A 22,165-nucleotide genomic window follows, 5' to 3' on the forward strand; every position below is an offset into this window, starting at 1 on the left:
CCTGCCTCGTAATCCAAAAGACCGGATGTGGGTGCACGGCATGCCGTGCCCGATTCAGGAGATTAAATCCCCCTCGCTCCCCCTGCTTTGAAAAAGGGGGAGGTTTGGCCGGCTCTCTGGGCTTATCGTCTGACAGGATCGCGACGGGGAAGAAACGGTCCGAAAATAGCGTAGGGGCGGGTTTCAAACCCGCCCCTATATGTTTTTGGGGACTTAGAACCGCGCCGACTTGCCCGCCATCACACATTCGGCGATGCGGATCGACTGCAGGCACTCGGCCAGCGAGGGCGAGGGTGTCGCTCCCTTGAGCAGGCAGTCGATGAAATGCTGGCTCTCGCCCAGGAAACCGGTCACCTCGGCCGGGTCGCCGGGAGGGAACACTCGGCTGTCCTGCACGAAATGCCGGTCCCGTCCGTTGTAGTGTAGGAGGCGTCCCGGGTAGTCCACGGTCCAGTCCAGGGGGCATTCCAGGATCGTGGTGGCCCCGTGGGCGTGAACTGTGTAGCGCTCCAGGGCCAGGCCGGCCTCGGGCAGGACAGTCAGCCGTCCGTGCGCCCCGGAACGGTAGCTGTAATCGACGAAATAGGAGGGCCGCACATTGCCGGCCAGCTCCAGCTTGCGCACCTCCACGGCCGAGACATCGCCACCCAGGAAACGCAGGGTGTCGATGGCGTGCACGGCGGTGCTGTAGCCGAAATCGGCATCCGTGCGCCCGCAGCGCAGCATCTGGCCCTCGACGGCGTGCAGCGCCGGGGCGCCCGGGGCGCTGATTATTTCCTTGAGCCGCTGCACAAGGGGGATGAACCTGCGGTTAAGCGCCACCACATGAGTCAGTTTCTTTTTCTCAACCGCCTCGATCAGGCGTTCGACATCCGCGCTGCCGAGCCCCGGGGGCTTCTCCAGCAGCAGCGGTATCTCGCGGTCGATGAACTTGAGCGCGACCTCCGGGATCACCGCCGGCGGCACCAGGACCCAGACAGCGTCCAGCTTCTCTTTCTTCAGCATTTCATCCGGGCTGTCGTACCAGGCGGCGAACCCGAAACGCGCGGCCGCGGTCTCGGCCCTGACGGCCGAGGTGTCGCAGATCGCGGCCAACTCCAGGCCCGGGTATTTCTGGGTCAGGCGCTTGAGCGCGGGGCAGTGGTAGCCCTCGCTGATATAGCCCGCACCCACTACGGCTGCTCGTATCCGATCCAATGTGTCTCCCCTCAGTGCGGTTTCAGGCCGCGGCAGGCTGCTCAGCGTTGGTTGCAGCGCACGAAATAGACAATCGAGCGGTCGTAGGTCCGCTCCTGGGCCGCGCTGAAATAGCAGGCCGGCAGCTCATCGTTGCGGCGGTGGTAGGCGATGCACTCGCAGCATTTGCCCTTGCGGCTGCATGGCTCGTAGGTGCAGTTGCAGTCTTTCAGGTTGGAGCTGAGATTTTTACAGTCCACGGTCGGCTCCTTGCAGGATTGCGGTATAAGTTCGGATGCAAATCTAATTCCTGCCCCGGCAGGGCGCAAGGCCGCTGCCCCGGGTGCGCCGCAGGCCTTTGTTGCGCCGACGCCGCGGGAGTGGTAAATTCGCCCGGTGACAGATGCGATCCACGCCTGAATTTCCTTCCCGCTACGCTCCATTCAGCCCGCTGGAGGCATTTTGCAACAGAACCTCCGTCTCGGCGACTGGGCCATGATCCTGGTCTACAGCCTGTTGATGCTGGCCATCGGCATCTACTGCATCCGTTTCAGCCGCAAGGGGATCAACTATTTCGCCGGGGGGCGGCGCATTCCCTGGTGGCTCTCCGGGGTGAGCGCCTGGATGAGCGCGTTCAGCGCCTACGTGTTCGTGGGCCTGGCCTCGCAGGTCTACCGCCTGGGAGTGGCCCCGCTGGTGCACGTTCTCTACGGCATGTCGTTCGCCTGGTTTGTCGGGATGTTTCTCTGGGCCGAGCGCTGGCGCAAGACCGGCGTGATCACCGTGCCCGAGTTCATGGAGACACGTTTCAGCCTGAGCACGCGCCAGGTGTTCGCCTGGTCGGTCACCCCGTTCCGCATCGGGGATGACGGGGTCAAGTGCTACGCCACGGCCAAGATACTGGGTTTCGTGTTCGGAGTGCCGCTCTGGGCCAGCATCCTGGGCCTGAGCCTGCTCACGGTGGGCTACACGATGCTCGGGGGCCTCTGGGCGGTGATGATCACCGACCTGGTCCAGTTCATCATCCTGGCCCTGGTGCTGCTGGTGGTGCTGCCGGTGGGGCTGGCGAAAGTGGGGGGGCTGAGCGGCCTGGCCGCCGGGGCGCCGGAGGGGTTTTTCAAGATATTCCACCCGTTCGACAGCTACAACGGCGATTTCACGATCTGGTTTTTCGTGGCCATGTGGGTGATGACTCCGCTGCTGTACAACGGCAGTTTCTCGCTGGTCCAGCGCTACACCACCGTGCCCACGCCGAGGGATGCCCGCCGCAGCGCGAAGCTCTCGATGTGGCTGGGGATACTGTTTTTCCCGCTGGTGATCGGGCCGCCGCTCATAAGCCGGGTGCTGTACGGGGATGCCCTGATGGCCGGGACCTCGCTGATGGAGACGAGCTACATCAAGCTCTGCGTCGACCTGTTGCCGGTGGGCATGATCGGCCTGGTGGCGGTGGCCCTGATGGCGGCGACCATGAGCTCGCTGGCCGGGGACTACAACATCTACGGCGCCGTGCTGACCAGCGACCTCTACCACCGTCTGCTCAACCGCAAGGCCAGCGCCACCCGCCTGGCCGTGGTGGGCAAGATTAACACCCTTCTGGTGGGAGGCCTGGCCCTGCTCGTGGCGGCCAGCGTGGAGCGCCTGGGCGGGGCTTTCGGTGTGATGATGACGATCCTGGGGATGATCGGCGGGCCCACCACGATCCCGATCCTGCTGGGGATCTGGATACGCCGTCCGGGCCCCGGGGCGGCGATCACCTCCTGCCTGAGCGGCTTGGCTTTCGGCGCACTCGCCAAGTATGGCCTGGGCTGGTCCTACGCTCCCTTTGTCCTGGGCAACGTGGCCGTGACCGCGGGGGTGTTCCTGCTCGTGGGTTGGTTCCGTCCCGCACGGGGGGCGGTCAAGGCGCGGGTGGATGACCTTTTCGACCGCGTGCTGCGCGGCGGGGGCGAAAGTGGAGCAGCGTTCGGCGATGAGGGAGGCGGCACGGCCACAGCGGCGCAGTCGCCGGAGGACTCGGCGGCGCCTTCGCCGTTTCGGGTCGTGGGCTGGATACTGGGCGCCATCGGCGCGGCTCTGGCCCTGGTCGGACTGCTCAGCGGAAGCGCTCGCGCGGCTCTGGTGGATGCCCTGTCGGCGCTGGCCCTGGTGCTGTTGGGCTGGTTCCTGGTGCGGCGCAGCCGCAGTCTCGTGAAAAGCGCCTGACACCGTATCCATATTCAGAATAGACAAAAAATATCAGCGGAATAAGGAAATCCCCTCGATCCCATTAATGTCCGGCTTAGGAACTTGCATCCCGGAATCGACAGGCAACTACTGTCTTGTCCTTTTCCGGCTTGTGGAAAAGGACCAAAAGACGCTTCGGGGCCGTAAACTCGCATTGGCCTCGGCTTTTCTTCCTCCCGCGGTGTGCGCGGCGCCTCTCTGCACGCTGCCAGTGTTGCGGGGCGACGCTGACGCTGATTGCCCGCCTGACTCCGCTTCATCTGCCTCCGCTGTGCACGGGGGAGTGTACTCCGCTTCTCGTGCGGGGCTCGGACAGTACGGCCCCGGACGGCCCTGCGGGCCGCTGGGAACAAGGCCCGGAAACAGAAGCTATTCACGAAGGCAGTCAAGCCGCCGCAGACCTGGATAGGCGCTGTGCCGTAAACATCCGCATTTCCGCTTAGGGGCGCGGCATGCCGTGCCCGCCTATCTTTTTTACGCCCTTCCCTGCAACTTCCTAACAAAGCTGCCCTGGCACCCCTTTGAGAAAGGGGGGGAAAGCGGGGGGATTGGCTCTTAATGTGCACCTTCCCTCATTTGGGAACAGCGTCAATCCGTAATCTGAAAATGGTATGAGAGGGAAAACGAAGAGCGGTCCCGGATGCGTGAATGGTTCTCCGGTCAGGGCGCAGCTTTGGGTGGATGAGGTGTGTTCGGACAGGTTGGCGGGCGGGTCTATTTCTGAACCAGTTTTTCCTTGATTCGCACCAGTTCCTTGTTGTACTCCAACTCGCTCTCGGCCTGGGCGATCTGGTTCTGCAGGGCGACAATCTGCTTGTCGCTTTCCAGGGTGGCCAGCTCCAGCTTCTTGACCGATTCCTGCAATTCGGTGGCCCGGGCGTTGATCTCGGCGTGCTTGTCCTCGGCCAGCTTGAGACGGTTGTTCAGCAGGTTGCGCTCGCCCTCAGGCACCGCCCCCTCGTCCAGGGTGTGGCGGATCTTGTCGCGCTCTTCCTCCACATTCTTGAGTTGCTTGGCGATCTGGACCAGTTCCTCGCGCTTGGTGTTGAAATAGTGCTTGTTGTCGTTGAGCAGGTTCTCCGCGTCGTACGTTTTCTTGCGCAGGGAGTTGAGCTGCTCGCGCGAGGATTCCAGCCGCCGCTGGGCGGTGAGGTATTCCATCTCCCGTCGCTTGCACTCCTCCTCGCGTTTGCGCTGGAACACGATCAGCAGGAAAAGCAGGATACAGATACCGAGAACAACCGCGACCGAATAGTAATAGACCATTTTCCGAGACCCGGTTGTGTTGCGCTGCCTTGGGGACGAAAGAAGCGGGAGTGACGGGATGCAAAAATCAAACTGCGGAATAATACTGTAAACAATACACAAATGTCAAATCAAAACAACAAACTCCCGGCGCCGCAACCTGCACCGGCTCGGGCGGGACCGCTCCGTCCGACCGCGGTCCCGGGTGGGGCTGCTGCGCTGTGGCCAGGAATTGATCGAGAGAAGGGGCCCGATCCGTCAGAGGACGAAATCGCTGAAGAATTCCTTCTCGTTGAAAGTCGCCGTGATATCATCGTCGATCAGAACCATGATCTTGCCCTGCTTGCGTTCCAGAACCGTGACGATGCCGAACTTGGTGTCGAGCTTGTCGAACTTTTTGATCTCCCTGGCCACTGACTTCATGCGCGCCATTATAACCTCCGTGTCAGGCGATTGTTAAGAGGGATTGGTGAATGCCTGCCCGGAGTTAGGCAAGTTGCGTACCAGAAACTGGACAAAGGGTGTTGTCTTGTAAGTGATTGTAAATAATGGTGTTGATGAATGGTGGGGCCGGCAGGTGGAAGAAGTGGCCCGGCTCCGGCGAGGTCAGTTTTTCCGGTCAGTCATTTCTTTCCCAGCAGCACCAGGTCGGCGGAGCGGGCGATCAGCTCGAGGCCGGGAAGGCTGTCCTGCAGCTCGGCCAGGTAGCGGCTGCGGGTGAGCACGGTCAGCGGACGGGCCAGGCTGTCCAGCCGGGCGCACTGGCCCGGCTCCACGAAAGTGACAGTCTGGCCGGAATAGTAGACCAGCGCGGTCTTCCGGTAGCGGTAGGCGGCCAGGTTCACCTCGGCCGGCCCGCTGTACTGGCGGGCGCACTCGATCAGCTCCACCTGCGGCTGCTGGCGCAGCGCCGAGACCGCGGGCAGCGCGGCCAGAGCGAGAAACAGGGCCAGGGATATCTGCCCCAGCGCCTGCCCGAACAGGGCCGCAACCGGCTTGCGGCGCAGCACGAACAGCAGCGCCAGGAGCGACCCGGCGGCAAAGACCGCGGCCGCGGGCATGGGCAGCCAGGACGGCACCGACCCGCCCAGCGAGCCGGCGCGTACGATGAGGAACACCCCCGCGCCTGCGCTCAGAATAGCCCCGATCCAGGCCGGGGCTTTGAGCGCCGCCCCCATCCTTCCTTTGACGTAAAGAGCCTGCCAGTAGGCGGCCAACAGCAACATCAGCGGTGGAAAGGCCGGGGTGATGTAGGTGGGCAGCTTGGCCCGCGCCACGCTGAAAAATAGCACCACCCCCAGGCACCAGACCAGCGGGAACAGCATGGGCTGGGCGGTCCGCTCCGCGCGGGTGCTGCGCAGGAACTGCCTTATCGGGGAGGCTATCGCCTGCAGGCTGAAAAAGCTCCAGGGCCAGGCCCCGGCCACCAGCAGGGGCAGGTAGTACCAGAACGGCTCCACGTGCTGACCGCCGGGGGCCACCTCGCCGGCGAAACGCTGGATGTTGTGCCGGATTATGAACACGCGGAAGAATTCCCAGTCGCTGCGCAGGTTCACCAGCAGGTACCAGGGCAGGCAGACCGCCAGGAAAAGGAGGGTCCCACTGATCCAGGGCACGCTTTTCAGCCCCTGCCGCAGCCGTCCGGCGGCCAGCCAGTACACCCCGACTATCGCCGCCGGCAGGACCAGCCCCACCGGGCCCTTGGTCAGCACGGCCAGGCCGCAGGCCAGGAACGCGCCCAGCCAGTGGAGACGGGCCCTTTTCCGGTCCGGCTCACGGTCGGCCAGGAGGAACAGGGCCAGGCAGGCGCTGAAGAAAAAGGTCAGCGGCATGTCGGTCAGGGCCATGCGCCCCAGGGCCAGGAACTGGAGCGAAAGAGCCAGGGCCATCCCGGCGGCGAGGCCCGCCCCGGGCGCGAGAAGGCGCGTGCCCAGCAGGCAGGTGAGTAGCACCGTACCGGTGGCGCAGGCTGCCGCGGGGAACCGCGCCGCCGCCTCCCCGTCGCCCAGCAGCACGATCGCCCCACCGATCAGCCAGTAGGTCAGCACCGGCTTTTCGAACCTGTACTCGCCGTTGAAATAGGGTACGCACCAGTCGCCGCTTTGCACCATGCGCTGGGCCGTGGCTGCGTAGCGCGGCTCATCCACGTCGAACAGACGGTACCCGCCCAGGTTGGGAAGGTAGAGCAGCGCGCACAGGACAGTCAGCGCGGAGTAACGGTTCCGGACAAGCAGTGCGGTCAGGCGTTCGAAACGGGTCATGTGGCCCCGGTCGGTAAAGGGTGACAACAGCGGAGTTCAGAGGAAATTAGCCTGGCGTGTCAGCCCTGTCAATGGGCCGTGGGCCGGCCGCGCGGCTTGACTTTCACCCTTTCGCTGAGTATATTCCTGCAATTCCTTATGTTATAGAATTTACAGGAGATACGTGTTGAAAGAATACTGGCGACTGCTGGCCTACCTCAAACCCTACTGGCTCCGTCTGAGCGCTACTCTGATCGCAATCGGCGGTTATTCGTTGAGCGCGGGCGCCAGCCTGACCCTGGCCATGCCGCTGCTGAGCGTGCTATTCAAGTCCGACAAGACGGATGTGAGCAAAAACCTGACCGGCGGCGGCTTTTTCGATTTCCACCAGTACCTGCGCTCTTTCCAGGACTTTATCCTGCGCGGCGATCCGCTGAGCGTGCTCAGCCGGATCGTGGTGATCACGGTGGGCCTGTTCCTGCTCAAAAACGTCTTCGACTACATCCAGCGTTTCCTCAGCCGCTCGCTCGAGCAACTGGTGGTACGCGACCTGCGCAACGATCTGTACAACCATCTGCACGCTCTGTCCCTCAATTTTTTCCACAAGAACAAGACTGGCCAGTTGATCTCCTGCATGTCCAACGACGTGGGCATGGTGCGCAGCATGCTCACCGACAGCTTCTCCAAGGTGCTGATGGCGGCGGGACAACTGATGGTGTTCGTGACCATGCTGCTGGTCACGAGCTGGAAGCTGACCCTGATGGCGTTCCTGCTGATACCGCCGATGGCCGTGCTGGTCACCTGGGTGGCCAAGAAGCTGCGTCGCAAGAACCTCTGGCTGCAGAACGCGATGGGGGAGATCACCGCCATATTCCAGGAGACAGTCAGTGGGATACGGGTGGTCAAGGCTTTCGGCATGGAGGACTTCGAGCGCCGCAAGTTCGCGGACCAGACCCAGCATTTCTACCGCGAATTCCAGCGCACGAACAAGTACGGAGCACTCTCCTCGCCGCTGACCGAGGTCCTGATGGCCTCGGCCGGGGGAGCGTTCCTGCTGTACGGGGGCCGTCAGGTGCTTGCCGGGCAGATGCCGGCCCAGGATTTCCTGTTCTTCCTGATGGTGAGCATGATGCTGATGAGCCCGATCAAGGTGTTCGGGAATTTCAACGACGTCATGCAGCAGGGGCTGGCTGCCTGCGACCGCATCTTCGCCATCCTCGACACTCCGCCCCGGATTGTCGACGCGCCGCAGGCGTTGCGCCTGGAAGCTTTCAGGGACGGGATCCGCTACGAGGGGGTCAGTTTCAGCTATGACGAGGGCGGTGAGGTCCTGCACGGCATCGACCTCGAAATCCACTGCGGCGAGGCCGTGGCCATCGTCGGGCCGTCGGGCGCCGGCAAATCCACCCTGATGGACCTGATCCCCAGGTTCTACGACGTGAGCGTGGGACGGTTGAGCGTTGACGGGCTGGACGTGCGTGAAATCCGCCTGGCCGACCTGCGCAGCCTGATCGGGATTGTCACCCAGGAGACGATCCTGTTCAACGACACCGTGCGCAACAACATCGCCTACGGTCTGAGCGACACAGCGCAGAGCGCGGTCGAGGACGCGGCCCGGGCGGCCAATGCGCACGAATTCATCTGCCAGATGGAGGAAGGATACGACACGGTCATCGGCGAGCGCGGCACGCGGCTCTCCGGCGGCCAGAGACAGCGGATCGCAATCGCACGGGCGATCCTGAAGAACCCGCAGATTCTAATTTTCGACGAGGCGACCTCCTCGCTCGACACGGAGAACGAGCTGCTTGTGCAGCAGGCGATCGAGCGCCTGATGAAAGGCCGCACCAGCCTGGTCATCGCCCACCGTCTCTCCACCATCCAGCACTGCGACCGGATCATTGTGCTGAGCGAGGGCCGTATCGTCGAGTCCGGCAGCCACCGCAGCCTCCTGGCGCGGGACGGCCTCTACCGTCGGCTGCACGAACTCCAGTTCCAGACTACCGATGCGTGACAGGGATTATGAGACCGAAAATCTTTTTCTTCATCCCGGTTTTCAACGAGCAGGAGACCGTGGGAATCCTGCTCTACCGGATCAGCGAGCTGATGCGCGCTCTGCGCTTCGAGTACCGGGTGTTTCTGACTCTGGACGGCTGCACGGACGAGTCACCCGCGGTGGTGGCCCAGTACCTGGCCTCGGCGCAGTTGAGCGTGATCGACCACGGACGCAGGCAGGGCTACGGCCCCAGCCTGCTGGAGGCCATCCGCCTCGCCCTGCGCGAGAGCGAAAGCCCCAAGCGTGATTTTTTCCTGATACTGGACGGCGATTTCCCGGTCGATCTGGCCTGCCTGGAGGAAATGGCCCAGCAGATCGACCGCAACGTGGACCTCTATAGCGCCGACTCTTTCACCGATAGCCGCCGCATGCCGCGCTCCCGCCGTCTGGCCCAGTGGCTGGTGCGCCGTATCCTGCGCTTCAAGGGCCTCGAGCCCGCGCAGGGCGCAGCGGACCTGTTGACCACATTCCGCGGCTGCCGTCTGCACCTTCTGTCGCGGGCCGAGCGCGAGCTGGCGCGTCTGGGACGGATGGGCACCGCCGCGCCGCAGGCCGCCTCGCTCCTGTTTTTCCTGAGCCTGCTGCCGTTCAGCCGCAAGGTCATGGAAATAAGAGTCAAACATCGCCGCATCTCGCGCCGCAAAAGCCGTTTCTCGCCGTTCGGACTGGCCTGCTCGCTCTTGTTTTCGAAGGCTCTAAGCGGAAGCCTCCCTGCCCAGCAGCCTCGTCCGGCCGCCGAGGGCCGCCCGGCCCCCCAGGAGACCGAGGACCGCCCGGAGAAAGCCGCCACGCAACAGGCACGGGGGGCCCAGGCCGAGGAAAAGAGCGAGGGCCGCAGCAGCCGTCGCCGTCGCCGCCGCAAGAGTTCCGGCGAGGCGCGCGCTGTCCAGGCCGCCGATGGTCAGACGGAACAGAAGCCCCGGGAGAAAAAAGAGCCCCAGCCGCAGCGAAGCGAGAAAAAGAAAACCGAGACCGCGCCGGCCGCCCAGGCCCAGGTTCATGACGAGACTGGTGAGCCGAGACCCAAGTCGCGCCGCCGCCGCCGCCACCGCCGCCCGGCGAATAAAGACGGCCAGGGATCGTCCAACACCGGAGAGAGCGCAAGCTGAATCGGACATGCGCCGCCCTGTCTGGGGCGGATGTCCCAACCCGGAGGAGGAATATGCGAGCGGTCATCGGTGTGCTGGTCCTGCTGAGCGGCCTGACCTTTTCTGCAGCCTGCGGCGCCGGGGAACAGTCTTTCCCGCCCACCCCTTTCAAGGTGGGAGAGCGCCTGGAGTTCTCGGTCAACTGGACCGTGGGTAATATCGGCGCGGCCTACCTCGAGGTGGCAGGGATCGACTCGTTCCGCGCCGACCCCTGCTACCGCGTAGTGGCCGAGGCACAGTCGAACAAGACCATCGACCTGCTCTACCCGGTGCGTGACTATTTCCTCACCCTGATCGACATGCGCTGCCTGTGCAGCCGCAAGTACACCAAGATCCAGCGCGAGGGCGGCCATCACCGCAACCGCGAGCTGATCTACGACCAGGACCACGGCCTGCGCTACGACCTGGCCCGCGGCGACACCACCGAAATCCCGCCCGAGGCCCAGGATGAACTTTCCATCTTCTACTATTTCCGCACCCTGGACCTCAAGGTGGGGCAAGGCCTTCTGTTAGAGGGGTTCACCGATAAGCAGGGCAACCCGCTCAAGGTGTCGGTGCTGCGCAAGGAGTGGGTGGACGTGCCGGTGGGACGGTTCAACTGCTGGGTGGTGGAGCCGCAGATTCGCAGCGGGGGGCTGTTCGAGCACAAGGGCGATTTGCTGATCTGGATCACGGACGACGAGCACCGTATCCCAGTGAAAATGACCAGCGACCTGGATTTCGGCAGCGTGGTGGTGCTGCTGGAGTCCTACCGCCTGGGCACCGGCGAGCCGGTCAAGGGCAACGCCCAGATCCTGCCGGGACGGTAGAGAGATTTCTCTCATGCACATTCAAAGGACTCACATTCAACCGGAGTTGTTGAATGGAAGAGGAATGGCTGACTGGTTGTGAGGGCGTGAACCGCAAGTTCAAGCGGGAAACCCTGCTGAATTACGCCATGAATCGCTGAGGTCTGAACAAGGCAGCATCGGTCGGGCCTGTAGCCGAGCTAATCCGGAAGCGTGCACCCCGTGAGTTTGAGGAGTGGGAGCAGTTTTATTTCGAGAGTGCCGTCCAGAAAAAGAAATCCGGGCAGAGGATCAGCCACGAGTACTTGGAGGATCTGGGGCGTCGACTCTACGTGAAGCTTTCCGAGGTGGTAAAGAGTGAGCTTTTCAGCATCAAAGAGCAGGAATGCATCGATTATGTTTTCAATCTGGTGTTGAACCGTACTTATGAGGGCTACCGGACCGAGGTTGAAACTGTATACGGGCAGCTTGAACAAGCTTTGGGAGTCAGTATCGAGCCTGCCCCGGATGAATGGGACCGCACATACAACGTCGATTTCTTCATCCGGATCGGTGAGAGGCACATTGGAATACAGATCAAACCGGTAGCGACCGGTAAATCGATAAATGACTATCAATGGGAGCAAATGCACAGAAGAAATCATGAACGATTCAAGGCTCAGTTCGGGGGGGAGGTGTTTTTTGTCTATTCGCGAGCCGTGGGCAAAAAGAAAGAAATTGTGAATCAAGATGTCTTGCAGAAAATAAAGGCGGAAATAGAAAGACTATCTATATAAGGCTGCGCTGTTCAGTCTGCTGACTGGTTGTCATCCGGTTTTTGTGCTTTTCAAAGGTGTGATTCGCTATCGGTTGAGTTTCGAGAAGCTCAGTCAAGCCTGGCTCATCATATTGTATCTCAATAAACTCGACGGTTGTTGTCAGAACGGAAAGCCGATTGAGATAAAGCTCCGACTCCTGTTTTGTCACCACCGGGAAGTCGTAGTAGATATTCTGATGGCTGGCCTTGTTGCTCCAGTTGGAGATGAAATCAAGGTGCTGAAGCAGACGGTTATGGTTGTATGTGTTGGCCAACTTCACGATATCATCTGCCAGATAGGCATGCTCGTTTTGCAGGCTCTTGTCCAGGTCGAACCCCAGGCTGTTGCGGCCCAGGGCCATGCAGGCCGCAGTGGTTTTCCCAGTGCCGACAAACGGGTCAAGCACAAGGTCACCCTTCACGGAATACATCGCTACCAGACGGTAGGCCAGATCGAAGGGAAAAGCGGCGCTCCGGGTTCTTGATCCGTTGGTCAGATTCTGCGAGATACCCCTAAGGTCCATCCAGACATCCGAGTACCACTTGTTCCTTTCCTCCCAGAAAATTGCACTTTCCCGCCGGATTTTTTTTTGCGACTCGGTCTCGAACAGCCTTTTCCCGCCTTTGCGGAAAATGAGGATGTACTCGTGCTCCAGCGTGACATAAGCTCCGGCGGGCAGCATGCCGGAGCCCATGAATTTGTTGGGCGAATTGGCCGGCTTTCGCCAGATAATCGACGGGAGCTGATGGAACCCGTTTTCGTGGAAGAATGAGGTTATTCTGGAGTGGTTTGGGAACAGCTTGAAATCGCCGTTGAATGTCCTGACCGCATCGCCGATGTTTATACAGATGAAGCCGTTGTCCTTTATAACAGCGATACACTGCCGCCACACCCGGTCCAGCAGCCGGTGCATGCGCTCGAACGCCCCCTCCGCGTCAGCCTGCTCCAGCAGCCCTCGTATAGCTCCATCCTGCGAGGAGAAGCATTCGTCCCACATCTCTATCATCGGGTAGGGTGGCGAGGTGAGGACCAGGTCCACCCCCGCACTGATCTGTCCGGCCAGGGTCGAGGCATCCTCGAATATTATTCTGTGTGTTGTTCTGGGCATGACTGTTCTACCTTCCGCTGGCCCTGAAATGCAGGAACGCCTCGATCTTGGCTCGCTCGGAGCGCGAGATCGCCCCGTCTATGTCAACATACAGCCCGTTGTGACGGGCCGCCAGGTGACGGGCCAGGATATTCTTGCTGCAGAAAGTCTGGGCGAAAAACACGGTGGGCACCCCTTGCGGCACCCAGCACTCCAGGTCCAGGTCGGCCGGGGTGCGGTTCTCGAAGCAACGCAGCCAGCCCAGCACCTGAGTCCCGACCGGGAACAGCGAATAGACCTCATCATCCGCGCAGGGCACACCCCAGAACGCCGCGGGCGGATTCGCACACGCCTGAAGCCCGCTCAGGTCCTGCGGGGATACGATCCCGTCCAGGATAAGCCCCACTTTTTGCGCCAGCGGCAACGTGCTGTCGCAGACCCTCACCCCGGCCCCGATCAGGTTGTCGTTCTGCGTACGGACAAGCTGTGTTTCAGGCAAAAGGTCGGCCAGAAGGCGGCCCAGGAACCGGGCGTTGTCGCACTTGCTGTAGCCATCGTCGAACACGATAACGGATGGCTTCAAGGCCAGGGCGTTGTCCAGGATGCGCTTGATTATGCGGCAGGTGGTGGCGGGCAGAAAGGCCTCGGAGCGGCCGGAGCGCACCCCCGGCTGCACGTTGTCCAGGTCCACCAGAGCGCAGCCGCGCCAGCGCGCCATCCGGTCCTCGGGCGGGCAGCCGATGAACCCCACCAGCGGGGGCTGAGTCCGGCTTTCCCGGGTTGTCATGGGAGGGGCCACAATTGGGTCCGATCTGCTGTCGTTCTATAATGATCTATTGGCAATGCGTTTTCCTGGGATCGGTCTGCGTAGCGGCAGGCCCCTGTGCCTGCCGTCCAGGATTCGGGCGGCCACAGGGGGCCGCCCCTACAGCGTCACACCTGGAAATGGAACAGGCTTCAGACAGCGGCCACGCTGAAACGTGAGGCCAGCTCGTGCAGCGTGCGCCCGGTGGCGCCCAGGTTGTCCCGGACAACGCGTTGGGCGGACGCCCCGGCTTGTTTGCATGTGTCCGGGTCCGCGAGGAGCTTTTCCACCGCGTCCACCGCCGCAGTGCTGGAATCCACCGCGGCCGCGCCGCCAGCGGCCAGCATCAGGCGCGCCTCGTAGCTGTTGAGATGATTCGGCCCGAACAGCACGGGCAGGCCGAAACAGGCCGGCTCCATCACGTTGTGCACACCTTTGCCGAAACTGCCGCCTACGTAGACCAGCGCGGCCGCGCGGTAGACCGCGGCCAGCACCCCCACCCGGTCCACTACCACGGCGCGGGTGGCGGGGCCCACTCGCTTCGCGTTCCCGGTCCCGGCATTGAACGAGCTGTAGGTTTCGAAACTCAGTCCCTGGCCGTTCAGGAAACGCCGCAGGTTCTCCAGGTGCTCGGGTGTGGTCTCGTGCGGGACAAGGACAAAGCGCAGCTCGGGGTGCGAGGCGGCAAGCGCGGCCACAGCCGGCAACAGGTGCTCCTCATCCGTGGGCCAGGTGCTGCCCAGGGCGAACACGGGGCTTTCGCCCCAGCCGTGGAACGGCTCCACCAGCGGGTCATCCGGCTGGACTTTGGCGGCCCTCTCCCAGGTCTGGTCGAAACGTGTGTCCCCGGTGGTCACTATCCGCTCGCGCGGCACGCCCAGGCGGGCGAAACTGTCGCCGTCCTGGTCCGAGATGGCGCAGACAAGATCGAGGTGACGGTAGAAACTGCGGTGGAACGAGCCGGAAAGCCCGCTCAGCCGTCCCGAGTCGGGCGAGAGCGTGGCCGCGGTCACCGCGGTCGGCACTCCGGCGGCGCGGCACTCGGTGATGACGTTGCGCCAGATGTCGAACTTGGAGAACACCACCAGCCCGGGGCGCAGAAGGGCGATCAGCTCGCGCATGGCCGGACGGGTGTCCTCGGGCAGGTAGAACGCCAGGTCGCAGCCGGTGAACGCGCGGGCGCGCTCCTCGACCGAGGGTGAGAAAAACGAGAACCAGACCGGGCGCTCCGGGCGCGCCTCTTTGAGCCGCAGTATCAGAGGCACGGCCTGCAGGAACTCACCCACCGAGGTGCCGTGGAACCAGATTCCACCCTCGGTCTCGGCCCCCCGCGGCCCGGACTCCAGGAATCTGCGTATCTGGGCGAATGTCGCCGCCCGCCCGGCCAGCCCCTGCGAAATCTTGGGGCGAAACGGGGCCAGGGCGCGGATGCCAGCCCGTAACGCGGGCAGCAGGGCCAGGTCGTAAGCTGTCTGCCACAGGTCGCTCAAGAGTCGCCTTTCTTTCGCACGTACAGCCTCCAGCGCACTCCATCGCGCAACAGGCCGAGGTACTCGTGGCCGAAGCTTTCGCACCAGGCTGGAAGGTCGGCCTGGATGCCGCCGTCGTCCGAAATCAGCTCCAGCACCTGTCCCGCCGGCATTTCCTTTATCCGCTCCGCGGTTTTCACCACCGGCAGTGGGCAGTAGAGCCCCGTGGCGTCCAGCACCTCATCGGCTGTCAGCGGGGCGCTCAGAGTTGTCCCTTTTTTCACTTTCCGCCTTGCTGTATGCACAGCCGCAGTAGTTCTGACGGTAGAACCCATAGGGTCGGGCAAGTTGGCAGGTGATGCGCCAGCCGTCCTTTTTCTTGAAATCCTCTTCCAGGAATGTCAGGTTCCCCCCCGCCTCGGCCGCCGCGGCTACACCCTGCGGGTTGACCAGGGCGGCTTTCTTGTGCGGGCTGGCGGTCAGCGTGGTGGCCACGACCTCGGCACCCAGCTCCACGGCCTTGCGGCAGAGCTCGTCCAGCCGCAGACGGAAACAGACCACACAGCGCTCGCCGCCCTCGCCGCTGGAGGCGAAAGGCCCCACCTGGTCGAAAAAGCGCTCCGGGTCGTAGGGGCCCTCGACCAGCGGCACTCCCAGGTCGTCGCACAGACGGCGGACCTCGGCCAGGCGCAGCTCGTACTCCCCGGCCCCGTGGATATTGGGGTTGTAGAAATAGACGGTCAGGTCGTACTGCGCCTTGAGCGTACGGATCACGTGCGGCGAACAGGGGGCGCAGCAGGCGTGCAGCAGAAGTTTTTTGGCTTTATTGTCCAACTCACGTGCCTCGAAAACAAAAATGAGTCAGGCCGAGGCTGCGACCGACTCATTCTTGCGGTTCAGATTCACCTGGTTTCCATTCCCCTTGAGGCGACAGGCCGAGATCAGCTCTGCACCTGTTTCTTGGGGGTACGCTTGGGGTTCTCGTCCTGGTAGCCCAAGGCTCCCACGGCGTGGATCGACTGGTGCGGGCAGACCGGGATACAGATGCCGCAGCCGATGCACTTGTCGAACACCACCTTGTGGCGCTTTGCCGGCTCGCCCTCGATCGCGCCCTTGATCGGGCAAACCTTGATACACTCCGTGCAGCCGTCGCACGAGGTGTCGATCGAAACCTTGGCCCGCACGCTGATCCGGTCGACCAGGCTCTTGGTCGGGCACTTGTGCACGGCGATAACCAGGTCGGTGCCCGAGGGGTCGATCACCGGCAGGTTGCCGTCCATCCTGATCGCCCCGCTGGGGGTGACCTTGGCGCAGAGCGTGCAGCCGATGCAGCCCAGCGAGCAGACATCCTTGACCGCCTTGCCCTTGTCCTGGGAGGCGCAGCCCACGTAGACCTGCTGGGTGACCGGTATCAGCTTCATCAGGCTGCGCGGACAGGCGCGCACGCAGGCTCCGCAGGCGGTGCACTTTTCCTCGTCCACCACCGGCAGGCCGTTCTCCATCCTGATCGCGTCGAACGCGCAGGCGCGCATGCAGTCGCCGAAGCCCAGGCAACCGTACTGGCAGGCCTTGTGGCCGCCGCCGGTGCGGTGGGCGATGGCGCAGGACTGTATCCCGCGGTACTCGAAACGGTCCTTGGCGATCCCCTGGCCGCCTTGGCAGCGCACCATCGCCACCGGTGGGGTCATATCCCCGATCTCGATCCCCAGCAGCTTGGCGATCCGCTCGGCGGTCTCCTTGCCTCCAGGGTTGCAGCCGGTAACCGGGGCCTCGCCCTTGAGCACCGCCTCGGCGTAAGCCGAGCAGCCGGGGAACCCGCAGCCGCCGCAGTTGGCGCCGGGCAGCAGCTCGGTCACCATGGCCAGGCGTGGGTCGGATTTAACGGCGAATTTGATGGAGGCGTAGGCCAGGCCGCCGCCGAATATCAGTCCCAGCAGGCCGAGAGTCAGGTTGGATGTGAGGATTACCGGGTCCATGTCTACAGTTACCTCTGCTCAGGAATTCTTGCCGGGCGTTGCAGCGCGTTACTGCGCTTCCAACCGGCCGGCAACATTTTCTCAAACTCGGGGGTTAATATCCTAAGAAATATAACGGAGTGTGGGCGGTTTTTCTACATTTTTCTGTTGATCGTCGTGTGTGGATGTATATTTTTCAGCTCAGGCGCGGACCAGAGCGCGCCGGGTCCAGACTGTCAGCGGAGGGTGCCGAGTTGAGAAACCAGTACAAGCGCCTGGATGTCTACCGCTGCAAGCTCCAGTCCCACGACTCGTTCGCCGGCCGGGTGAGCGTGTACCACGTGCTCAAGGTCAAGCGCTGCCTGGGCGAGGGCTGTTTCTATTTCCAGTGGCGCTGCCGTCTGCTTGACAAGGGCGGCTCCTGCCGCAAGGGCTACAACTACCCGGGGAAGAACTGCACTGGCTGCCGCTACTACTACGACATCAAGGAGCACAAGCTGCCGGTGTGCCTTCTGGATGCCCAGGGCCAGGCCCTTTTCGAGCGCGAGCTGGAGGAGTTCGAGCTCTGGCTGCGCGACAACCTGGGCCGCCGGGTCGAGGTGCTGGGACGGGTTAACCACGTGGGGCCGCTGCTGACCCGTGAGGTCCTGGCCCGCGACAGCCGGGTCAGGTTGCACGGCTACCTGGTCAATTTCGCCGAGTGCTACCTGGGCTGGACCCATTTCGAGGACTATGTCTACCTGCGCCTGTCGCGGCGCAGCCAGGAGGAATTGCGCCTGGCCCGCGGCGACAGGCTGGAGTTCGAGGCCGAGCTGACCCTGGACGAGGGCCGTCTGGTGCTCACACGCCCCGGGCGTTTCGATTTCAGCGAGCGCGCCCCGGAGCGGTTCCGGGCCGGGGGTGACCCGGCCCTGGAGGACACCCGCCGCGCCGTGCGGCTGGAGGGCCAGCCGGAAAAATGCTTGCGCTGCGAGCGCGGCCGCCTGGTGGATGTGATCGAGAAGACCAGCCGTTTCGAGCGCCAGACATTCCACCGCGAGCTGTACTGCCTGGAAGGGATCGCCGACCCGGAGCTGTGCTGCCACCATGCACTGGCCGGGTTGAGCCTGGGAACGGGGAGCCTGGAGGACCGGGAGTGCGAATGAGCCCGGTGTGCTTTCAAGCCATATGGCTTCCAATGCAGGGGCGGCCCCCTGCGGCCGCCCGGATATAACGGCAGGCACAGGGGCCTGCCGCTACACCATTCGATTGCTGAATCCGTTTTTTTGGAAATATACCCGATTGGACGCATAGAGGTGGTCGATCCACCGGAGTTCCTGAATGGATGAAAGATGGGCCTTTATCACGAACTACCTGTCCAGCCAGCGTGAGAAGGACTGCCTGCGCGTGCTGCGCACTCTGTGGCCCGCCGAGGCCAGCAGCCGGGTGACCTTGGACGGCCGCAGCCTGCTCAACCTGGCCACCAACGACTACCTGGGCCTGCACGGCGACCCCCGTCTGGCCGAGGCGGCCTCGCAGGCGGCCTCGCGCTGCGGCATGGGCTCGGGAGGGTCGCGCCTGATCTGCGGGACGACCCCGGCGCACGAGGAGGCCGAGACCGCCCTGGCGGCTTTCCACGGGGCCGAGGCGGCGCTGACTTTCAGCTCGGGCTATGCCGCCGGGGTGGGAGTGATCGCGGCCCTGGCCGGACGCGGCGACCGCCTGTACCTCGACCGTCTGTGCCACGCCTCGCTGTACGATGGGGCCAGGCTGAGCGGGGCGCGCCTCGACCGCTTCCGTCACGATGACCTCGCGCACCTGCGCGGGCTGCTGGAGCGCGACAGCGGCCAGAGCGGGCGGGCCCTGGTGGTGAGCGACGCCGTGTTCAGCATGGACGGCGACCGGGCGGATGTGGCGGCCCTGGCCGCACTGTGCCGCAGCCACGGCGCGCTGTTCCTTCTGGATGAGGCCCATTCCATGGCCGTGCTGGGTCCGGGGGGACGGGGGCTGGCCGCGGCGGCGGACCTTCCGCCCGAGGACGTGCTGGTGCTGGGCACTCTGGGCAAAGCTTTCGGCCTGGCCGGGGCCTACGTGGTCTGCACCCGCGAGGTGCGCGAATACCTGGTCAACACCTGCCGCCCCTTCATCTTCAGCACCGCGCCGCCGGCGCCGCTGGCCGCGGCGGTGGCCTGCTCCGTGGCCATAGCCGCCACCCTGGACGACCGGCGGGCCTATCTGGCCGACTTGTCCGAGCGTTTCCGCCAGGTCCTGCACGGCCTTGGCTACGGGACACTGAACAGCAGCACGCAGATCGTGCCCCTGGTCACCAAGACCCCCCAGGCCGCGCTCAACCTGTCCAACGCCCTGCGCGAGCATGGGGTGCTCGCGCCCGCGGTGCGCCCGCCCACTGTGCCGCAGGGTGCAAGCCGGGTGCGGTTCTCCCTGAGCGCTGTCCTGAGCGGTGAGGATTTCGCCCTGCTCTGCGAGGCGGTGCAACTGGCCGCCGGGAACGGTTGATACCGTTTCGATGTCGAAGGTGTTTTTACACGGGCGGGAAACAAACCGGTAGAGGCGGGAGAACAGCTTCACTTCAATCCAATAGCAAATTCGTAGGGGCACGGCATGCCGTGCCCTTCTGCTTTTTCTGCCCGGACGCACACGCGATCGCGTCCGGGCGGCCACAAGGGGCCGCACCTGCATAAGACAAACGGCTTCCCGCAATGTCCTGTCACTTAACCGCTTGACATAAACGCTATTCAGCGGTTCTGAAGCCGTCTCAGTCCGCCCGGCCTGTCAGCAGGGAGCGGATCAGGCTCTCCGCCCCGGCCTCGTTCAGCGCCGCGGCCAGCTCCCGGCCGGGTAGCGGCTCCAGGCCCGCCCCGTGGATGTGCGGCAGCGGTCCCAGCACAGTCACCCCGCCGGTATCCTCGATCACTCTCCGGTTGTCCCGCTCGATAAGGCGCTCGACCCGGTCCGGTGTGCCGGGCAGGGGACGGTTGAGCACCACCGCGGCCACGTTCAGCCCGGCCGCGCGCGCCGCCTGCAGGGTGAGCAGAGTGTGGTTCAAGGTGCCCAGCGCCGCGCGCGCCACCACGATCAGCGGCAGGCCCAGGGCCGCGGCCAGCTCCAGCGTGCTGTATTTGCGGGTGAGCGGCGCCAGCAGTCCGCCGGCGCTTTCCACCAGCAGGCAGTCGTGGGTTAGGACCAGCTCGCGGCAGCCGGCCAGGATCAGCTCCGGGTCCACGGCCTGCCCTTCCTGTTCGGCAGCCAGGTGCGGCGAGGCGGGCAGACGGAAACGGTAGGGGTTCATCCGGCGCAAAAGCTCCGGGCCGGGCTTAAGCCCGGCGGTTTCCAGGCAGATTTCCAGGTCGCCCGGTTCGCCCGCCGTGACACCGGTCTGCACCGGCTTGACCGGGGCCACCCGCAGCCCGGCGCGGAAGAGCAGCACACACAGCGCCGCGGTGACCGCGGTCTTGCCCACGCCCGTGTCGGTCCCGGTGACAAAAAATCCCCGTAGCGACATTCTCAATCACCTCCCGGCTTGACCGCAGTGAGGAACAGCACCTCGTAACCGGCGAACACCTGGCCGTCCACCCGGTAGCTGCGGTTATAGTAGTCGATCACGCCTTGCAGCAGACGGCGCTCGGTGTCCAGGCTCATCGGACGGAAATTCGGGTTGCTCGCCCCGAGGGCCTTGATCGAGAGCATGAATTCGCGGCAGCCGGGGAAAAACTCCAGCTTGGGGCGGCTCTCGACCGTGACCCCGCTGAACCCGGCCTCGGAGAGCATCTGGCGCAGTTCCTCCGCACCGGGCAGCACCGGGCCGTAGCGCGAGGCGGCCAGACGGATGCCCAGTCGCCCGGACGAGACCCGGTAGGCCTGGCGCAGCTCGCGGAACGTGCCGCGCCCCAGGGTCGCCGCGACCAGCCGTCCGCCGGGGCGCAGCAGGCTGTGTATCCCGGCCAGGGCGCCCTCCAGCGATTCCACCCACTGCAGCGTGGTGCTGGAGGCCACCAGGTCGAAAGAGCGCCCGGCCAGGGGTAGCTTTTCGCAGTCTGCGCACAGGTAGCGGACCGCCGCGGCGCCGGGGGCGCCATTCAGGGTCCGGCGCGCCTGACCCAGCATGCCCAGGGCCAGGTCCACGGCCACCAGGCGCTCCGGGGCCAGGCGGTGCAGGATGTGCCCGGTCAGGAACCCCGTCCCGCAGCCCAGCTCCAGCACGCTGACGAGCCGGTCGCGCGTCGGCGCGCCGCCGTCCTCAGGGAAAGCCAGCTCGGCCAGCTGGAACGCGATTTCCCGCTGCAGACGGGCCTCGCGGTGGTAGCGCGCGGCGTTCTGCGAAAAGTGCAGGGCCAGGATTTTCTTGTTCAGGCGTATTTCAGCCATTGTCTCTCCAGAGTTTTTCCACGTCGGCGATAAAGCCGCCCAGCTCATCTGTCAGCCGCCCGCAGCGGGGCCAGAACGGAAGGTGCCCCTCGCGCTCCAGCTCGATCAAGCGGGCCGCGGGCAGAGAACGGGCCAGCTCACGCCCCAGTTGCGGGGCGATCACGCGGTCGGCCGCCCCGTGGAGGGCCAGCACTGGCACCCGTATCCCGGCCGGGAGCGGGCGTAGGTCGGTCCGCAGGAGGTATTCCAGGCCGGCGGCCAGCCAGGCCTTGTCCTGCTCCAGCCAGGCCGGCTCCAGCTCCTCGCGCAGGCGCTGACGGTGCTCTGTCTGACGCGGGCTGAACAGGTTGTCGTAGAAATCGTCCAGCACCCGGGCAGCCGAGCCGGGCAGACGGCGCTGCATCAGGTGCAGCGCGCGCGGGTCCTGGCCTGAGGGGTTGGACTGCTCACGGATGAAACGGGCGCAGCCGGAAAGCAGAATCAGGCCGGACAGACGGTCTCCCAGCAGCGGAGCGGCCTCCAGGGCCAGCATGGCCCCCAGCGACCAGCCGGCGAGCACGAGCGGCTCATTTGCCGGCGCCACGCTCTCCAGGTGACCGGCCAGGACCGTGGCCCAGCGCTCCGGGCGCTCCAGACGCAAATGGCCGGCCAGGTTGGGGTGAAGGCAGGGCGTTCCGGTCGAGGCGGACAGGGCTCCGGTCAGCGGGGCGAACACCCGGCTGTCCGTGGCCCAGCCGTGCAGCCAGACTGAAAGCATGGTCCGCGGTCGATCCTTCCAGAAAAAAGGCCCCTTGTCCAGTCTCACTCTGCGCAA

21 protein-coding genes are annotated in these 22,165 nt (G+C 64.1%); 7 read left to right on the forward strand and 14 right to left on the reverse strand.

Going from position 1 to position 22,165, the window contains the following annotated elements; genetic code table 11:
* Window positions 1–213 precede the first annotated feature (213 nt).
* Window positions 214–1,197 (reverse strand): Gfo/Idh/MocA family oxidoreductase, encoded by a 984-nt coding sequence (locus tag LLH00_07295; protein ID MCE5271076.1) that lies wholly within the window; start codon window positions 1,195–1,197, stop codon window positions 214–216.
* A 41-nt stretch (window positions 1,198–1,238) separates the two neighbouring features.
* On the reverse strand, window positions 1,239–1,436 hold the full coding sequence (locus LLH00_07300; GenBank protein ID MCE5271077.1) for a DUF6485 family protein: 198 nt from the start codon (window positions 1,434–1,436) through the stop codon (window positions 1,239–1,241).
* Window positions 1,437–1,638: 202 nt separating this feature from the next.
* Here LLH00_07300 and LLH00_07305 point away from each other — a divergent pair, with 202 nt between their 5' ends.
* Entirely contained in the window at window positions 1,639–3,378 is a 1,740-nt protein-coding gene (locus LLH00_07305) for a hypothetical protein (protein ID MCE5271078.1), read from the forward strand.
* A 735-nt stretch (window positions 3,379–4,113) separates the two neighbouring features.
* On the opposite strand, the gene LLH00_07310 is transcribed toward LLH00_07305, so the two are convergent.
* The 3 genes from LLH00_07310 to LLH00_07320 all read right to left on the reverse strand — a co-directional run bounded on the left by LLH00_07310 (window position 4,114) and on the right by LLH00_07320 (window position 6,905).
* Window positions 4,114–4,665: a hypothetical protein gene (locus tag LLH00_07310; GenBank protein ID MCE5271079.1), complete on the reverse strand. Its 552-nt coding sequence runs from the start codon at window positions 4,663–4,665 to the stop codon at window positions 4,114–4,116.
* Between the two features lie 237 nt (window positions 4,666–4,902).
* Window positions 4,903–5,076, reverse strand: coding sequence for a hypothetical protein (locus LLH00_07315; GenBank protein MCE5271080.1), 174 nt, complete (start codon window positions 5,074–5,076; stop codon window positions 4,903–4,905).
* A gap of 191 nt (window positions 5,077–5,267) precedes the next feature.
* Window positions 5,268–6,905 (reverse strand): glycosyltransferase family 39 protein, encoded by a 1,638-nt coding sequence (locus LLH00_07320; protein MCE5271081.1) that lies wholly within the window; start codon window positions 6,903–6,905, stop codon window positions 5,268–5,270.
* A 166-nt stretch (window positions 6,906–7,071) separates the two neighbouring features.
* Between LLH00_07320 and LLH00_07325 the strand changes: the two genes are divergently transcribed.
* The 4 genes from LLH00_07325 to LLH00_07340 all read left to right on the forward strand — a co-directional run bounded on the left by LLH00_07325 (window position 7,072) and on the right by LLH00_07340 (window position 11,649).
* Window positions 7,072–8,895, forward strand: coding sequence for an ABC transporter ATP-binding protein/permease (locus LLH00_07325; protein MCE5271082.1), 1,824 nt, complete (start codon window positions 7,072–7,074; stop codon window positions 8,893–8,895).
* Between the two features lie 8 nt (window positions 8,896–8,903).
* Window positions 8,904–10,046 carry a glycosyltransferase gene (locus LLH00_07330; protein ID MCE5271083.1) on the forward strand — a complete coding sequence of 381 codons (1,143 nt, stop codon included), beginning with the start codon at window positions 8,904–8,906 and terminating at the stop codon, window positions 10,044–10,046.
* Window positions 10,047–10,099: 53 nt separating this feature from the next.
* The gene (locus LLH00_07335) at window positions 10,100–10,894 is read left to right on the forward strand and encodes a DUF3108 domain-containing protein (protein MCE5271084.1); all 795 of its coding nucleotides are present in this window, start codon (window positions 10,100–10,102) and stop codon (window positions 10,892–10,894) included.
* 143 nt (window positions 10,895–11,037) lie between these two features.
* Window positions 11,038–11,649, forward strand: a complete 612-nt coding sequence (locus LLH00_07340; GenBank protein MCE5271085.1) for an MjaI family restriction endonuclease — start codon at window positions 11,038–11,040, stop codon at window positions 11,647–11,649.
* Here the strand turns inward: LLH00_07340 and LLH00_07345 are convergent.
* From LLH00_07345 to LLH00_07370, 6 genes are all read right to left on the reverse strand, one after another.
* Window positions 11,642–12,778, reverse strand: coding sequence for a site-specific DNA-methyltransferase (locus tag LLH00_07345; protein ID MCE5271086.1), 1,137 nt, complete (start codon window positions 12,776–12,778; stop codon window positions 11,642–11,644). The genes LLH00_07340 and LLH00_07345 overlap by 8 nt on opposite strands.
* Window positions 12,779–12,785: 7 nt before the next feature.
* Window positions 12,786–13,544 carry a hypothetical protein gene (locus LLH00_07350; GenBank protein ID MCE5271087.1) on the reverse strand — a complete coding sequence of 253 codons (759 nt, stop codon included), beginning with the start codon at window positions 13,542–13,544 and terminating at the stop codon, window positions 12,786–12,788.
* Between the two features lie 170 nt (window positions 13,545–13,714).
* Window positions 13,715–15,052, reverse strand: a complete 1,338-nt coding sequence (locus LLH00_07355) for a hypothetical protein (GenBank protein MCE5271088.1) — start codon at window positions 15,050–15,052, stop codon at window positions 13,715–13,717.
* A complete protein-coding gene (locus tag LLH00_07360) occupies window positions 15,049–15,315 on the reverse strand; it encodes a sulfurtransferase TusA family protein (protein ID MCE5271089.1) in 267 nt (88 codons plus the stop codon). The genes LLH00_07355 and LLH00_07360 overlap by 4 nt, the downstream gene beginning before the upstream one ends.
* Complete coding sequence (locus LLH00_07365) at window positions 15,272–15,865, reverse strand: epoxyqueuosine reductase QueH (protein ID MCE5271090.1); 594 nt, start codon at window positions 15,863–15,865, stop codon at window positions 15,272–15,274. The genes LLH00_07360 and LLH00_07365 overlap by 44 nt, the downstream gene beginning before the upstream one ends.
* A gap of 107 nt (window positions 15,866–15,972) precedes the next feature.
* Window positions 15,973–17,007 carry a Fe-S cluster domain-containing protein gene (locus LLH00_07370; GenBank protein ID MCE5271091.1) on the reverse strand — a complete coding sequence of 345 codons (1,035 nt, stop codon included), beginning with the start codon at window positions 17,005–17,007 and terminating at the stop codon, window positions 15,973–15,975.
* Between the two features lie 233 nt (window positions 17,008–17,240).
* On the opposite strand from LLH00_07370, the gene LLH00_07375 reads away from it, so the two are divergent.
* Both LLH00_07375 and LLH00_07380 read left to right on the forward strand, forming a co-directional pair.
* A complete protein-coding gene (locus LLH00_07375) occupies window positions 17,241–18,131 on the forward strand; it encodes a hypothetical protein (protein ID MCE5271092.1) in 891 nt (296 codons plus the stop codon).
* A 175-nt stretch (window positions 18,132–18,306) separates the two neighbouring features.
* Window positions 18,307–19,482 (forward strand): 8-amino-7-oxononanoate synthase, encoded by a 1,176-nt coding sequence (locus LLH00_07380; protein MCE5271093.1) that lies wholly within the window; start codon window positions 18,307–18,309, stop codon window positions 19,480–19,482.
* A gap of 259 nt (window positions 19,483–19,741) precedes the next feature.
* On the opposite strand, the gene bioD is transcribed toward LLH00_07380, so the two are convergent.
* Genes bioD through LLH00_07395 form a run of 3 tightly spaced genes read right to left on the reverse strand, consistent with a single transcriptional unit; the run spans window position 19,742 to window position 22,156 of the window.
* Entirely contained in the window at window positions 19,742–20,488 is a 747-nt protein-coding gene (gene bioD / locus LLH00_07385; GenBank protein ID MCE5271094.1) for a dethiobiotin synthase, read from the reverse strand.
* A gap of 2 nt (window positions 20,489–20,490) precedes the next feature.
* Window positions 20,491–21,351, reverse strand: coding sequence for a methyltransferase domain-containing protein (locus LLH00_07390; protein ID MCE5271095.1), 861 nt, complete (start codon window positions 21,349–21,351; stop codon window positions 20,491–20,493).
* Window positions 21,344–22,156, reverse strand: a complete 813-nt coding sequence (locus LLH00_07395) for an alpha/beta hydrolase (GenBank protein MCE5271096.1) — start codon at window positions 22,154–22,156, stop codon at window positions 21,344–21,346. Before LLH00_07395 ends, LLH00_07390 begins: the two co-directional genes overlap by 8 nt.
* Window positions 22,157–22,165 lie beyond the last annotated feature (9 nt).

The sequence above is a fragment of the bacterium genome, assembly GCA_021372515.1.
In the GTDB taxonomy this organism is placed as follows: Bacteria; Gemmatimonadota; Glassbacteria; order GWA2-58-10; family GWA2-58-10; genus JAJFUG01.

Coding starts and splice junctions, on each gene's coding strand:
- LLH00_07310 (MCE5271079.1), bottom strand. CDS start 4,665: ATGGTCTATTACTATTCGGTCGCGGTTGTTCTCGGTATCTGTATCCTG.
- LLH00_07315 (MCE5271080.1), bottom strand. CDS start 5,076: ATGGCGCGCATGAAGTCAGTGGCCAGGGAGATCAAAAAGTTCGACAAG.
- LLH00_07320 (MCE5271081.1), bottom strand. CDS start 6,905: ATGACCCGTTTCGAACGCCTGACCGCACTGCTTGTCCGGAACCGTTAC.
- LLH00_07330 (MCE5271083.1), top strand. CDS start 8,904: ATGAGACCGAAAATCTTTTTCTTCATCCCGGTTTTCAACGAGCAGGAG.
- LLH00_07335 (MCE5271084.1), top strand. CDS start 10,100: ATGCGAGCGGTCATCGGTGTGCTGGTCCTGCTGAGCGGCCTGACCTTT.
- LLH00_07345 (MCE5271086.1), bottom strand. CDS start 12,778: ATGCCCAGAACAACACACAGAATAATATTCGAGGATGCCTCGACCCTG.
- LLH00_07350 (MCE5271087.1), bottom strand. CDS start 13,544: ATGACAACCCGGGAAAGCCGGACTCAGCCCCCGCTGGTGGGGTTCATC.
- LLH00_07370 (MCE5271091.1), bottom strand. CDS start 17,007: ATGGACCCGGTAATCCTCACATCCAACCTGACTCTCGGCCTGCTGGGA.
- LLH00_07380 (MCE5271093.1), top strand. CDS start 18,307: ATGGATGAAAGATGGGCCTTTATCACGAACTACCTGTCCAGCCAGCGT.
- bioD (MCE5271094.1), bottom strand. CDS start 20,488: ATGTCGCTACGGGGATTTTTTGTCACCGGGACCGACACGGGCGTGGGC.
- LLH00_07390 (MCE5271095.1), bottom strand. CDS start 21,351: ATGGCTGAAATACGCCTGAACAAGAAAATCCTGGCCCTGCACTTTTCG.